The organism is Nocardioides sp. LS1, from assembly GCF_003865225.1.
Taxonomy (GTDB): Bacteria; Actinomycetota; Actinomycetes; order Propionibacteriales; family Nocardioidaceae; genus Nocardioides; species Nocardioides ginsengisegetis.
This window is the reverse complement of sequence record NZ_BIFF01000002.1, coordinates 75,921-89,941: the sequence shown is the minus strand read 5'-3', so window position 1 is coordinate 89,941 and position 14,021 is coordinate 75,921. Positions and strand designations below refer to the sequence as shown.

Annotated in this window: 12 protein-coding genes; 9 read left to right on the top strand and 3 right to left on the bottom strand. The window is 71.7% G+C overall.

Features of this window, described 5'->3' with window-relative positions; translation table 11 throughout:
* Positions 1-17: 17 nt before the first annotated feature.
* Genes EJF31_RS05160 through EJF31_RS05150 form a run of 3 tightly spaced genes read left to right on the top strand, consistent with a single transcriptional unit; the run spans position 18 to position 4,183 of the window.
* Entirely contained in the window at positions 18-443 is a 426-nt protein-coding gene (locus EJF31_RS05160) for a hypothetical protein (RefSeq protein ID WP_125036064.1), read from the top strand.
* 31 nt (positions 444-474) lie between these two features.
* On the top strand, positions 475-1,356 hold the full coding sequence (locus EJF31_RS05155) for a diacylglycerol kinase (protein WP_125036063.1): 882 nt from the start codon (positions 475-477) through the stop codon (positions 1,354-1,356).
* A 22-nt stretch (positions 1,357-1,378) separates the two neighbouring features.
* Positions 1,379-4,183, top strand: coding sequence for an RNA helicase (locus EJF31_RS05150; RefSeq protein WP_125036062.1), 2,805 nt, complete (start codon positions 1,379-1,381; stop codon positions 4,181-4,183).
* Between the two features lie 385 nt (positions 4,184-4,568).
* Here the strand turns inward: EJF31_RS05150 and EJF31_RS05145 are convergent, their stop codons facing one another.
* The gene (locus tag EJF31_RS05145) at positions 4,569-5,231 is read right to left on the bottom strand and encodes an SDR family oxidoreductase (protein WP_125036061.1); all 663 of its coding nucleotides are present in this window, start codon (positions 5,229-5,231) and stop codon (positions 4,569-4,571) included.
* 135 nt (positions 5,232-5,366) lie between these two features.
* Between EJF31_RS05145 and EJF31_RS05140 the strand changes: the two genes are divergently transcribed.
* On the top strand, positions 5,367-6,512 hold the full coding sequence (locus EJF31_RS05140; protein ID WP_125036060.1) for an FAD-dependent oxidoreductase: 1,146 nt from the start codon (positions 5,367-5,369) through the stop codon (positions 6,510-6,512).
* Here EJF31_RS05140 and EJF31_RS05135 read toward each other — a convergent pair.
* A complete protein-coding gene (locus EJF31_RS05135) occupies positions 6,499-7,407 on the bottom strand; it encodes a 5'-3' exonuclease (protein ID WP_125037628.1) in 909 nt (302 codons plus the stop codon). The genes EJF31_RS05140 and EJF31_RS05135 overlap by 14 nt on opposite strands.
* A 67-nt stretch (positions 7,408-7,474) precedes the next feature.
* On the opposite strand from EJF31_RS05135, the gene EJF31_RS05130 reads away from it, so the two are divergent.
* Entirely contained in the window at positions 7,475-7,924 is a 450-nt protein-coding gene (locus EJF31_RS05130) for an Lrp/AsnC family transcriptional regulator (protein ID WP_125036059.1), read from the top strand.
* 266 nt (positions 7,925-8,190) lie between these two features.
* On the opposite strand, the gene EJF31_RS05125 is transcribed toward EJF31_RS05130, so the two are convergent.
* The gene (locus EJF31_RS05125) at positions 8,191-9,645 is read right to left on the bottom strand and encodes a KamA family radical SAM protein (protein WP_125036058.1); all 1,455 of its coding nucleotides are present in this window, start codon (positions 9,643-9,645) and stop codon (positions 8,191-8,193) included.
* A gap of 152 nt (positions 9,646-9,797) precedes the next feature.
* Here EJF31_RS05125 and EJF31_RS05120 point away from each other — a divergent pair, with 152 nt between their 5' ends.
* From EJF31_RS05120 to EJF31_RS05105, 4 genes are read left to right on the top strand one after another with little or no spacing between them, the layout of a single operon-like run.
* Positions 9,798-10,865 (top strand): L-erythro-3,5-diaminohexanoate dehydrogenase, encoded by a 1,068-nt coding sequence (locus EJF31_RS05120; RefSeq protein WP_125036057.1) that lies wholly within the window; start codon positions 9,798-9,800, stop codon positions 10,863-10,865.
* A complete protein-coding gene (locus tag EJF31_RS05115) occupies positions 10,862-12,427 on the top strand; it encodes a lysine 5,6-aminomutase subunit alpha (protein WP_125036056.1) in 1,566 nt (521 codons plus the stop codon). Before EJF31_RS05120 ends, EJF31_RS05115 begins: the two co-directional genes overlap by 4 nt.
* Positions 12,424-13,176 (top strand): OAM dimerization domain-containing protein, encoded by a 753-nt coding sequence (locus EJF31_RS05110; RefSeq protein WP_125036055.1) that lies wholly within the window; start codon positions 12,424-12,426, stop codon positions 13,174-13,176. The genes EJF31_RS05115 and EJF31_RS05110 overlap by 4 nt, the downstream gene beginning before the upstream one ends.
* Positions 13,176-13,583, top strand: a complete 408-nt coding sequence (locus EJF31_RS05105; protein ID WP_125036054.1) for a hotdog domain-containing protein — start codon at positions 13,176-13,178, stop codon at positions 13,581-13,583. The genes EJF31_RS05110 and EJF31_RS05105 overlap by 1 nt, the downstream gene beginning before the upstream one ends.
* Positions 13,584-14,021: the final 438 nt, after the last annotated feature.

The window sequence follows — 14,021 nt, the reverse complement described above, 5'->3', positions numbered from 1 at the left end:
GCGCCCGAGAGCTCCCCGTGAGCGGGCCCCAGACCTTCGACCTCGTGGACGTCGATCCCTTCGACCTGCCCGCCTGGCTCGGCGAGAGCGACGTCGTCTGGGAGCCCGACCTCGGCGTCCGGACGGGCCACCACGTGCTCGGCCGGCTGACCAGCGCCGGAGAGGACGAGCTGCCCTGCGACCTGCTGGCGGTCGACGAGGCCTACCCCGTCCCGGTCGCCGACGACCGGGCGCGCCTGCACGCCCACCAGGCCTGGCGGCACGGCCAGATCCTCCTGGTCACCGTGGAGGGCCGCCTGACGATGGCCGTGCCCGGCACGTCCTTCAGCGCCGACGTCGTCCTCGACGCCCTGAGCCGGCTCGCCAAGGCCGTCGGCGCCTCCACCGACCGCTACGCCGCGCTGCTCCGGATCGGCTCGGAGAAGCACCGTCGTTCGCGCTGATCGCACCCCCTCCGGCCGCTAGTCTCGGCGCGTGACCGGCAGCTCCCGCGAGATCGCGCTCCTCACCAATCCCACGTCGGGCAAGGGCAAGGGGGCACGGGCCCGTGCCGCGGTCCTGCCCCGGCTCCGCGCGGCCGGCATCACCGTCCGCGACCTCCAGGGCGGCAACGCCGACGAGGCCCTCGACCTGGCCCGCCAGGCCGTCGCGGACGGGGTGGACTCGCTCGTGGTCTGCGGCGGCGACGGGATGGTCCACCTGGGCGCCCAGGCCGTCGCCACGACGTCGACCAGCCTCGGGATCATCCCGGCCGGCACCGGCAACGACGTCGCGCGCTACTTCGACATCCCGCGCAAGGACCCGCTGGCGGCCGCGGACCGGGTCATCGGTGCCCGGACCCGCACGATCGACCTGGCCCGCAGCGGCTCGTCGTACTTCGTGACCGTGCTGGCGGCCGGCTTCGACGCCATCGTCAACGAGCGCGCCAACCGGATGACCTGGCCCAAGGGGCAGATGCGCTACAACCTCGCCACGCTGGCGGAGCTGCGCACCTTCGAGCCGCTGCCCTACACCCTTGAGCTCGACGGGGTGGTGCAGCGCCTCGACGCGATGCTCGTCGCCGTCGGCAACGGCCCGTCCTTCGGGGGCGGGCTGCGGATCACCGAGGGCGCCGTCCTCGACGACGGGATGCTCGACGTGGTGATCATCAAGACGATGACCAAGCCCGACCTGATCCGCACCTACCCCAAGCTCTTCAAGGGCACCCACGTCACCCACCCGCAGTACGAGCACCACCGGGTCCGCACGGTCACCGTCGCCGCACCCGGCATCGTGTCCTACGCCGACGGCGAACGGTTCGGCCCGCTGCCGCTGACCATCGAGTGCGCCCCCGGAGCGTTGACCGTCCTCTGCTGACCCCGCCCGTAGGGTGGGGGCCATGAGCACGGCCGACGACCTCTCGCCGGCGGAGCGGTACGCCGACTACCGCAACGGCCGCAAGCACCCGGTCTTCCGGGCCTTCGAGAGCCTCTACTCCTTCCCCCTCGACGACTTCCAGGCGCGCGCCTGCCACGAGATCGAGGACGGGCGTGGCGTGCTGGTCGCCGCGCCCACCGGCTCGGGCAAGACGATCGTCGGCGAGTTCGCCGTCCACCTGGCGCTCGAGACCGGGCGCAAGTGCTTCTACACGACGCCGATCAAGGCGCTGTCCAACCAGAAGTACAACGACCTCGTGGCCCGCTACGGGCCCGACCAGGTGGGCCTGCTCACCGGTGACAACTCCGTCAACGGCGAGGCGCCCATCGTCGTGATGACGACCGAGGTGCTGCGCAACATGCTGTACGCCGGCTCCCGGACCCTGCTCGGCCTGGGCTTCGTGGTCATGGACGAGGTGCACTACCTCGCGGACCGCGCCCGGGGTGCCGTGTGGGAGGAGGTGATCATCCACCTGCCCGAGTCGGTGGCGCTGGTCTCGCTCTCGGCCACCGTGTCCAACGCCGAGGAGTTCGGCGAGTGGCTGGCCACCGTCCGCGGCGACACGACCACCATCGTGGAGGAGAAGCGGCCGGTGCCGCTCTACCAGCACGTGATGGTCGGCAAGCGGCTCCTCGACCTCTTCGCCGACTCCGACGTCGACGCCAAGGCCGGCTTCGTCAAGGAGGGCGCCCCGGTCAACAACGAGCTGCTCCGGATCGCCCGGGACGACTGGGCCTCGAGCCGGATGAAGGACCGCCGGTCCCCGCGCGGACGCTCGCAGGCCGGGGGTGGGCGTGGCAACGCCGGCGGGCCCAAGCAGGTCGGCAACGGCCGCCGGGTCTGGATCCCCAGCCGCTACGACGTCATCGACCGGCTCGACCGCGAAGGACTGCTGCCCGCGATCGTCTTCATCTTCAGCCGGGTCGGCTGCGACGCGGCCGTCACCCAGTGCCTCAACGCCGGCATCCGTCTCACCTCGCCGGAGGAGCGCGACGCGATCTACCAGTTCGTCGAGGAGAGCTGCCGACACCTCCCGGACGAGGACCTGCAGGTCCTCGGCTACCACGACTTCCTCGACGGCCTGACCCGCGGCGTCGCCGCGCACCATGCCGGCATGCTGCCGGCGTTCAAGCAGTGCGTCGAGGAGCTCTACCTCCGCGGCCTGTGCAAGGTCGTCTTCGCCACCGAGACCCTGGCGCTCGGCATCAACATGCCCGCCCGCACCGTCGTCATCGAGAAGCTGACGAAGTGGAACGGCGAGACCCACGCCGACATCACGCCGGGGGAGTACACCCAGCTCACCGGCCGGGCCGGCCGCCGCGGCCTCGACGTCGAGGGCCACGGCGTCGTGCTCTGGCAGCCCGGCATCAACCCGCGGGAGGTCGCCGGTCTCGCCTCGACCCGGACCTACCCGCTCCGTTCGTCCTTCCGGCCGTCGTACAACATGGCGGTCAACCTGGTGCACCAGTTCGGCCGCGAGCGCTCCCGCGAGCTGCTCGAGCAGTCGTTCGCCCAGTTCCAGGCCGACAAGGCGGTCGTCGGGCTGGCCCGGCAGCTGCGCAAGAGCGAGGACGCGCTCGACGGCTACCGGGAGGCCGCCACCTGCCACCTCGGCGACTTCATGGAGTACGCCGCCCTCCGCCGCCGGATCAGCGACGCCGAGAAGGGCGCCGCGAAGTCCCGCCGCAACGACCGGCGCGAGGAGGCGCTCGCGTCGTTGGCGCAGCTGAAGCCGGGTGACGTGATCGAGGTGCCGACCGGCAAGTTCGCCGGCTTCGCGGTCGTCATCGACCCGGGGTTCTCCGCCGAGGGCCCGCGCCCCTACGTCGTGACCGCCGACCGGCAGGCCCGGCGGCTGGCGATGATCGACTTCCCGACCCCGGTGGCCGCGGTGACCCGGCTGAAGATCCCGAAGAACTTCAACGGCCGCAACCCGCAGATGCGCCGCGACCTCGCCTCGGCGCTGCGGTCCCGCACGCACAACCTCACCTCGCCCCCGACCCGGCCCGGCAAGGCGCCGGCCGACAGCGGCACGGAGCGCGAGGTGACCCGGCTGCGCAACGAGATGAAGGCGCACCCGTGCCACCAGTGCCCCGACCGCGAGGACCACGCCCGCTGGTCGGAGCGGTGGTTCAAGCTGGACCGCGACGCCCGGACCCTCAAGCGCCGGGTCGAGCAGCGCACCAACACCGTGGCGCGGCAGTTCGACCGGGTGTGCGAGGTGCTGACGGCGTTGGAGTACCTCGACGGTGACGAGGTGACCCCCCGCGGACGGCACCTGATGCGGCTCTACTCCGACATGGACCTGGTGGCCGCCGAGTCGCTGCGGCACGGCCTGTGGGACGGCCTCACGCCCTCCGAGCTGGCGGCCGCCCTGTCGGTGCTGGTCTTCGAGGCCCGGCGTCCCGATGACGCCAGCTCGCCGCGGATCCCCGGCGGCCCGGTCAAGCCGGTCGTGGGGGAGATGGTGAAGCTGTGGGGTGAGCTGGACGCGCTGGAGCGCGAGCACCACCTCGACTTCCTGCGCGCGCCCGATCTGGGGTTCGCGTGGGCGGCGTACCGCTGGGCCGAGGGCGACGACCTCGACGACGTCCTCGGCGCCATCGAGCTGGCCGCCGGTGACTTCGTGCGCTGGATGAAGCAGCTCCTCGACCTGGCGGGTCAGGTGGCCGACGCGGCCGGCGACGCCGAGCTGCGCGAGACCGCGCGCGAGGTCGTGCGGCGACTGCGGCGCGGCGTGGTGGCCTACTCCGGGCTCGCCGACTGAGGGTCGACCCGGCCGCTGGTCTGGTCCGCTTCGTTACGCCTCTGTTGCGGGAGCCTGTGAGTTCGGGTCGAACCGCGATTTACCCCAGGTTGGTGCTGGTGCGAGGAGCCACGGCGCCCCTAGATTCGTCATGTGGTCCCAACGCCAGGCCCACTCATGAGTCCTCGGACCGGGGGGTCGTGCGTGTCCCGGAAGTCGCGAGGGGAACAGCAGGGGTTCGTTCCCTTCTGTGGCTCGTCGCTCCGGGTGGGACCACGGCGCACGACCGCCGATCACGGTCTGCGCAAACATCCAGGCCACCGGCCGATCCCCTGTCGGACCCGGTGACCTGCGAGGCCGGTGGACGGCCGATCCGTCGGACGTCCACCGGTCGCCGCTCTGCCCCTCAGTCGCGGACCGCGCGGGCGAGAGCGTCGTCGAGACCGGTGTCGCCGCCGACGAGGTTCCACTGGTGCCCCACGCTCAGGTCTTCGTCGACCAGACGGGCCACCACCGCGGCGACGTCGGCGCGCGTGACGTCGCCGCGCTCGACGTGCTCCCCGAGCTCGACCAGCCCGGTGGCCGGGTCGTCGGTCAGGCGACCGGGTCGCAGGATCGTCCACGCCAGGTCGCTGGCCCGCAGGGCGGCGTCCGCGTCCCGCTTGGCCTCGACGTAGGCCCGCCAGACGTCGCCGGTGCCCTCGGGCAGCGGCGCGTCGACGCCGATGGCGGAGATCTGGATGAAACGACGGATCCCGGCGAGGCGGGCCCCCTCGATGGACTTCAGCGAGCCCTCGAGGTCCACGGTGCGCTTGCGCTCGATGTTGCCGTCGGGGCCGCCGCCGGCGGCGAACACGACGACCTGGCAACCCTCGAAGGCCGCGGCGAACGCGGCGGCGTCCTGCCGCTCGATGTCGAGCATCCGCACCTCCGCCCCCAGACCCTCGAGCTCGCCTCGGTGGGCCTCGTTCCGGACCAGGGCGACCGGCTGGTGACCGGCGGCGACGAGGGGCTCGTGGAGGAGTCGGGCCACCTGTCCGTGGCCCCCGACGACTGCGACATGGCTCATGCCCCCCGACTGTACGGCGCGGCCCCAGCCGCGACTTGACGTCCGTTTCCGGCCCGGCGGGCCCCGTGATCGGCGTACGGTCTCGGGAGCGGGCGCCGTGCTGCCCGCGTCGGTGCGGGTGACGAGGGAGAGCCGATGGACGACCACACCGGGTTGCTCGTGATCGGCGCCGGGCCCTACGCCTACGCCGCGGCCGCGCACGCCCGGGCGCACGGCATCCCGACGCGGATCCAGGGCGAGCCGATGTCGTTCTGGCGCCGGCGGATGCCCGCCGAGATGTTCCTGCGCTCCGGCCCGGACTGGCACCTCGACGCGGCCGGGGAGCACACCTTCGCGGCCTACTTCGAGGACCGTGGCCTCGCACCTGCCGAGCACGACCCGATCCCGATCGGCGTGTTCCTGGACCACACCGACTGGTTCGCGGAGCAGAAGAAGCTCGACGTGGACTGGCGCCTGGTGACCGCGTTGGAGCCCCTCGACCACGGCGGTTTCGTCGCGACCCTCTCCGACGGCTCGCGGCTCGGCGCCGAGAAGGTGCTGGCCGCGCCGGGAGTGGGGTTCTTCGCGGACCTCCCTGAGTGGGTCACCGACGTGCCGTCCGACCGCTTCTCCCACACCAGCGACCTGGTGACCTTCGGCGACCTCGCGGGCGCCCGGGTCGTGGTGGTGGGCGGGCGGCAGAGCGCCTACGAGTGGGCGGCGCTGCTGTGCGACCACGGGGCGGCCCGGGTCGACCTGGTGCACCGGCACGAGGTGCCGGCCTTCGAACGCGTCAGCTGGGGCTTCGTGGACGCCTACGTCGACGAGACGCTGCGCACGCGCGGCTGGTGGCGCGGTCTGTCCGACGCGGAGCGGGCCGCGATCGCGACGAGGTTCTGGGAGGTCGGCCGGCTGACCCTCGAGCCGTGGCTCGTGCCGCGACTGCTGCCCGACGTCGTACGCCGGCACCCGGGGACGGCCGTCACCCACGTCGGCAACCGTCCCGACGGCACGCTCGTCCTCGAGCTCTCCAACGGCAGTCCCCTGGAGGCCGACCACGTGGTCTTCGCCAGCGGCTACCGCGCCGACCTCGGGGCGGTGCCCTACCTCGCCGGCGTGCTCGACCGGGTGTCGGTGACCGACGGCTTCCCGGACCTCAACGAGGGCATGGAGACGACGCTGCCGGGGTTGTTCGTGACCGGCTTCGCCGCGACCCGGGACTTCGGCCCGTTCTACGGCTTCACCAAGGGCTGCCCCTCGGCGGCCCGGATCGCGGTGGGGGAGATGCTCAGCGTGCGGTGAGGACCTCGACGAGCCGCTGCATCGGACTCTCCAGCCCGTAGCGCTCGGCCAGGGCCAGCACCCGCTCGGGGTCGCGGGGAGTGCGGGGGAGCGCGGTGGCCGGCGTACCGAGGTCGATGTCGCGTGCGACGGCGACCACCGTGGGCGCGACCTCGAGGTAGTCCAGGGCGGCCTTGATCTTGCCGCGGGGGCCGGGCCCCATGTCGGCGTCGGGGTCGTGCGCCGCCGCGACGATGCCGTCGATGTCGCCGAAGCGCTCGAGGAGCGTCGCCGCGGTCTTCTCGCCCACGCCCTTGACCCCCGGCAGGCCGTCGGACATGTCGCCGCGCATGGTGGCGAAGTCGGCGTACTGGTGGGCGTCGATGGCGTACTTGGCCCGCACCCACTCGTTGGTGACGCGCTCGTGGTTGCCCACGCCGCGGGCGATGTAGAGGACCCGGACGTCGGCCTCGTCGTCGACGAGCTGGAACAGGTCGCGGTCGCCGGTGACGATGTCGACGGGCTGGCCGGCGCCGGTCGCGAGGGTGCCGATGACGTCGTCGGCCTCATAGCCGTCGGCGCCGACGACGGTGATCCCCAGCGCGTCGAGCACCTCGAGGATGATCGGCACCTGGACCTGCAGCGGGTCGGGGACCTCCTCGACGTCCGGCGCCGCCCCGGGCACCTCCTCGACGACGCGGTGCGCCTTGTACGACGGGATCAGGTCGACCCGCCACTGCGGCCGCCAGTCGTTGTCCCAGCAGCAGACCAGGTCGGTCGGGCCGTAGTCACCGACGAGCCGCGAGATGAAGTCGAGCAGCCCGCGCACGGCGTTGACGGGGGTGCCGTCGGGGCCGCTGATCTCGGGGACGCCGAAGAACGCGCGGAAGTACAGGGACGCGGTGTCGAGCAACATCAATCGGCCCGTGTCGGTGCTGGTCACGGGCGGCATCCTGCCACGTCGCGACCGCTACGCTTCCGGGATGAGCACGTCCGACGTCGAAGCGACCGACCGCAAGATCCTCGAGCTGCTGGCCACCGACGGCCGGATGTCCTTCACCGACCTCGGCAAGGCCACCGGCCTGTCCACCTCCGCCGTCCACCAGCGGGTCAAGCGGCTCGAGTCGCGCGGCATGATCAAGGGCTACGTCGCGATCGTCGACCACGACCAGATCGGTCTGCCGCTCACGGCCTTCGTCTCGATCCGGCCCATCGACCCCTCCCAGCCCGACGACTCCCCGGACCGGCTCGCCGACATCCGCGAGATCGAGTCGTGCTGGTCGGTCGCCGGCGACGAGTCGTACATCCTCAAGGTCCGCGTCGCCACCCCCGCCGCCCTCGAGGACCTGCTCGCCCGGATCCGGTCCGCCGCCAACGTCTCCACCCGGACCACGATCGTGCTGTCGACGCCGTACGAGAACCGGCCCGCCTAGTCCGACCGGACAACACCCGGCCCGGAGGTGCTGAGCACTGCCGTTTGGTCCCCAACGGCACGTTTCACGGGGTCGAACATGCCGTTGGGGACCAAACGGCATCGCTCGCCGCGACGGCCGGGTCCACTGGGCGTCCTGGGGCGCCAGAGACGCCCGTGACATCCGAGGCTCCAGCAGCTCACCGTTTGGTCACCAACGGCACGTCGGGACCCCGATTTCATGCCGTTGGGGACCAAACGGCATGCCCGGCCGGCCCCCAGCGGCCCTCAGTACGCCTGCAGCGCGGCCATCCGCCGTGAGGCCTCGGCGACCTCGGCCGCCTTCAGCTCCGACTCGTCGAGGTCGGCGTGGTCGGCCCACCACTGCTGGCCGGCCTCGGGGAGGGTGTGGATCGGGTCGTAGTACTCATAGGTGCGCGAGAGGGCGTCGGACGCGGTGGCCTCGATGGAGGTCCGGTAGTTCTTCGTCCAGTACGAGATGCCGCGCTCGGTGTCGTACGACGACACCTGGTGCACCCAGCGCTTGCCGACGAACGGCACGTCGCAGACGATCCGCGGGGTGGCGAAGCCGGGGAGGTAGCCCATGATGTGGTGCTGCAGCCGCTGTGCGTCGGCCACCGAGACCCGCCAGTGCTCCGAGAACGGGATCATGTCGCACATGTAGAAGTAGTAGGGCATGATCTGCGCGCCGTCGAGCAGCCGGAAGCACAGGTCGAGCAGCGCGTGCGGGTCGGCGTTGACGCCGTTGAGCAGCACGCCCTGGTTGCGCACGTCGCGCACCCCCGCCTCCAGCATCGCCGCCGACGCCTGCGCGACGATCGGGGTGATGGAGTTGGCGTGGTTGGCGTGGGTGTGGATCGCCAAGGACACCCCGCGCGAGCGGGCGAGGCCGGCGACGCGCGCCATGCCGGCGCGGACGTCGTCCTGCAGCCAGTGCTGGGGGAGGCCGATCAGGGCCTTGGTGGCGAGCCGGATGTCGCGGATGTTCTCGACCTCGAGCAGCGACATCAGGAAGGCCTCGAGGCGGGGCCACGGCATGTTGGCCACGTCGCCGCCGGAGACCACCACGTCGCGCACCTGCGGCGTACGACGCAGGTAGTCGAGCATCGACTCGAGCCGGTCGTTGGGCTTGCCCACGAACTTGAGCTTGTCGATGGTCGGGGTCGAGTTGCCGACCAGGTCCATCCGCGTGCAGTGGCCGCAGTACTGCGGGCAGGTCGGCAACAGCTCGGCCAGCACCTTGGTGGGGTAGCGATGCGTGAGGCCCTCGGCCACCCACATGTCGTGCTCGTGCAGGGAGTCGCGCGTGGCGTGCGGGTGCGAGGACCAGTCGGTACGTCGATCGCTGAACACCGGGATCATGTAGTGCCGGACCGGGTCGGCGTAGAACGCGTCGGTCAGCGAGCCCGGTCCAGCCGGGGTCGACTGGGGGACCATCGTGTTCATCATCTGCGGCGGCACGAGCATCGACATCGTGGCCCGCTCGGCCTGGTCGCGCTCGAGGTCGGCGTAGAACCGCTCGTCCAGCAGGTCACCCATCAGCTCGCGGAGCTGACGGACGTTCTTGACGCAGTGGGCGCGCTGCCACTGCACCGACTCCCAGTCGGAAGCAGAGACGTCCTGCCACCCCGGGAACCGGGTCCAGTCGGGCTCGACGAGCTCCACCCGCTGGTAGGGGTAGGGCTGTCCGGTCTCCAGACCGATGGCGGTTTCGATGCTCATGGGGCGCTCCCGGGTTCAGGGTCGTCGTGGCGGCGGCGCGTCGTTTGTGCGTGGCACGTCTCCTCTGCCAGAGTACGAGGAGATCCTGCGGCCTGTCGAATGCCACGCCGTAGAATTTCCTGCCAACAGTCACGTACGACGGAGGACCGACGGTGAAGTCGCCCCGAGCCAGCGATCCGACCGGCCTGCACCGCGTCCTCGACGACGCGACCGTGCTGCCCCAGGCAGCCCAGCGGCTCGACACCACCCGGGCGCTGTGGCCCGACGAGGTCCGGGTCCGCGTCGAGACCCTCAACCTCGACGCCGCGTCCTACCGCCAGCTCGAGCGCAAGCACGGGGGAGCGGGGGAGGCCATCCGGGCCGAGGTCCTCGACATCGTCGCGAGCCGCGGCAAGATGCAGAACCCCGAGACCGGCTCCGGCGGCATGCTCGTCGGCGTCGTCGAGGAGGTCGGCCCCGAGTCGCCCCTCGGTCTGTCGGTCGGCGACCGGATCGCCACCCTGGTCTCGCTCACCCTCACGCCGCTCGTCATCGAGGACGGCCTGTCCCGCTGGGACGGTCGCGGCGAGCAGGTGCCCTGCGACGGCTACGCCGTCCTGTTCGGCCGCTCGATCGCGGCCGTCATCCCCGACGACCTGCCGGCGGCGCTCAGCCTGTCGGTGATGGACGTGTGCGGCGCCCCCGCGCTCACCGCCCGGGTCGTCGCGGGCTACGTCTCGGCAGGCTCGACGACCGGGGGACCCACGGTCGCCGTCATCGGCGGGGGTGGGAAGTCCGGCTCGCTCAGCCTCGCCGCGGCACGGCAGGCCGGGGCGGCCCGGGCCATCGGTGTGGTCCCGCACGAGCGCGAGGCAGCACTGCTCCGCGACGCGGGGCTCGCCGACGAGGTCGTCGTCGCAGACGCCCGTGACCCCATCGCCCTGCGCGATGCGGTGACGGCCGCAGGGGGACCGGCCGACATCACGGTCGTCTGCGTCGACGTGCCCGGCTGCGAGGGCGGCGCGATCCTCGCGACCGCCGACCGCGGCACCGTCATCTTCTTCTCGATGGCGACCTCGTTCTCGGCCGCCGCACTCGGCGCCGAGGGCGTCGCCGCCGACGTGACCATGCTGGTGGGCAACGGCTACGTGCCGGGCCACGCGGCGTACGCCATGGAGCTGCTGCGCACCCACGACGGCGTACGCCGGCTCTTCGAAGGCCGTCTGGAGGCCCACGCATGACCCGGGGCAAGCTCGACCTCGACCCGGCCACCGTCAAGCAGGCCCGGGCACTGGCCCGCAAGGCCGGCAGCCCGATCGTCACGATGGCCAAGAAGCACACCACCGTGGCCGTCGAGCGGGCCACGCTGCGCCTGGCCGGCCTCGAGGGTGCCGACGCGGAGGGCACGCCCTGGGTCAACCGGCTCATGGACGTCGTCCGCGCCGACACCGGCCTCGAGCACGGCGTCGCGCTCCCGGTCTGGGACGCCCTGCTCCGCGGCGAGGCCGACGACCTGTCCACGCTGGCCCAGAAGGCCTCGGCCGGCTCGGTCACGTTCCGGCTGCCCGAGGGCAAGGACGCCGAGCGCGCCCGCAGGGCCTCGCGCACCCAGGTCGGCCGGGGCATCAAGCGCATCGACGCCCGTCGGGTCGAGCGCGACCGGCTGATCAAGCGCTTCGGTGACGCACCGCGCAAGCCGTGGATCTACCTCATCGTCGCCACGGGCGACATCCACGAGGACATCCCGCAGGCCCAGCAGGCGGCCCGCGAGGGCGCGGACATCATCGCGGTGATCCGCTCGACCGGGCAGAGCCTGCTCGACTACGTGCCCGAGGGGGCGACCCGCGAGGGCTTCGCCGGCACCTACGCGACGCAGGAGAACTTCCGCCTGATGCGCGCCGCGCTCGACGAGTCCAGCAAGGAGCTCGGCCGGTACGTCCGGCTCACCAACTACGCCTCGGGCCTGTGCATGCCGGAGATCGCGGCGCTGGCCGGTCTCGAGCGGCTCGACATGATGCTCAACGACTCGATGTACGGCATCCTCTTCCGCGACATCAACCCGGTCCGGACCTTCGTCGACCAGCGCTTCAGCCGCCAGGTCCACGCCCGCGCCGGCATCATCATCAACACCGGCGAGGACAACTACCTCACCACCGCCGACGCGGTCGACGCCGCCCACACCGTCACCACCAGCCAGCTCCTCAACGAGTACTTCGCCAAGGAGGCCGGCCTCGAGGACTGGCAGCTCGGCCTGGGCCACGCCTTCGAGATCGACCCCGAGGTGCCCGACTCGTTCCGCCTCGAGCTGGCGCACGCGATGCTCGCCCGGGACCTGTTCCCGAACGCCCCGCTCAAGTGGATGCCGCCCACGCGGCACATGACCGGCGACGTGTTCCGCGGCTACCTCCTCGACGGGTTCTTCAACCTCGTCGGCGCGCTGACCGGCCAGGGCATCCTGCTCGTCGGGATGATGACCGAGGCCGTCGTGACGCCGTGGCTGTCCGACCGCGACCTGGCCCTGCAGAACGTCCGCTACGTCATGAACGCCGCCGGCAACCTCCACCAGGACTTCCGCCCCGAGCCTGACGGCTTCATCGCCAACCGGGCGCGCCAGGTGCTGGGGGAGTCGATCGACCTGATGGGCCAGATCCTCGACCACGAGCACGGCCTGCTCGACGCGATCGCCGACGGCACCTTCGGCCTGATGAAGCGCCCCCAGGACGCCGGACGCGGCCTGGACGGCGTCGCTGCGAAGTCCAGCGCCTACTACAACCCGGCGTCCGAGCTCCTGGAGGAGAAGTGAGCACGATCGTCCGCCCGTACGGCGACACCACCGGCGACGGGATGGTGCAGCTCAGCTTCACCCTGCCGATCCCGCACTCCAAGGTGGCCGAGGGGGCCGCGGCCCAGCTGGCCAACAAGATGGGCATGGACCCGGCCCTGGTCGTGCACGCCAAGCCGATGGGCCCGGACTTCACGTTCTTCGTCGTCTACGGCCGGGTGCACCACCTCGTCGACGTCAGCAAGGTCGAGGTCGTCGAGCGCGACTACCCCCTGCTGACGCCGAAGGAGGTCAACGCCGCGGTCAAGCGCAGCCTGCGCCGGCGCCTCGTCGTCGTGGGCGCCTGCATCGGCACCGACGCCCACACCGTCGGGATCGACGCCATCCTCAACATCAAGGGGTTCGCGGGGGAGAAGGGCCTCGAGTACTACCGGGAGGTCAAGGTCGTGAACCTCGGCGCCCAGGTCTCCGTCCCGCAGCTCGTCGAGCGGGCTCGCGCCGAGAAGGCCGACGCCGTGCTCGTCTCCCAGGTGGTCACCCAGCGCGACGCCCACCTGCTCAACACCCGCGAGATGTCCGCGGCGTTCCGTGAGTCCTACCCCTCCGACCGGCGTCCGCTGCTCATCGTGGGCGGTCCCCGCTTCGACGAGTCCGCGGCCGCCGAGCTCGGCGTCGACCGGGTCTTCGGCCGCGGCACCACCCCGGGCGAGGTCGCGTCGTACCTCGTCGCCCAGCTCGCACCCACCCCGTCCACGAGGAAGGCATCCTGATGGTCTCGACAGGCTCGACCACCGAGGCGAAGGTCGGCACCGTCGTCGTGCACCGTCGCTACGTGCCCTACTCACACGCCCACTACGCCGGCAACCTGGTCGACGGGGCCTACAGCCTGGGGCTCTTCGGCGACGTCGCCACCGAGATGTGCATCCGCACCGACGGTGACGAGGGCCTGTTCGCCTCCTACTCCGACGTCCAGTTCCGGGCACCCGTCCGCGCCGGCGACGTCCTGGAGATCACCTGCGAGCTCACCCGGGTCGGCACCCGGTCGCGGGTCATGGACTTCGCGGTGCACGTCGTGGCGCGCGGTGCCGCGACCGAGGCCGCACCCGGCGCGGCCGAGGTCCTGGCCGAGCCGCTGCTGGCCACCAGCGCCACCGGCACCGTCGTCGTCCCCGGCTGAGCAGAGGTCCGCATCGCGGGACGCAGCGGTCCGGACATCTGGACCGCTCCCGCGATTCGCGCGGGACACGCCGGGGGCACGAGAAGTTTTCCGTTTCGGATTCGTGACCCAGGTCACGCTCCTGACCTGCGACTTCGGCCGAATTCGCAGGTCAGCAGGGTGTTGACAGGCGGGCCGGTGCCACCGCAGGGTATGCCGGTCCGTCCATGCAGATCGTGGTCGGCGAGCCGCCGTCCGAGTGGCCGGGTCAGAGGGTGGGGTGCCAACCACTCGTCCAGTCCTGGTCCGCGGAGGCCGGCTCGCCCCATGAGGGCGGATGCGGAAGGACCCCGTGTCCCCTAGACAACACCCCGGCCTCGGCAGCCGGTCGTTCCCTGGGTGGTCCGAAGGGTCCGGGGGCCTTCCGCGACCTGCATGAACCAGAGTCGGACCCTCGGC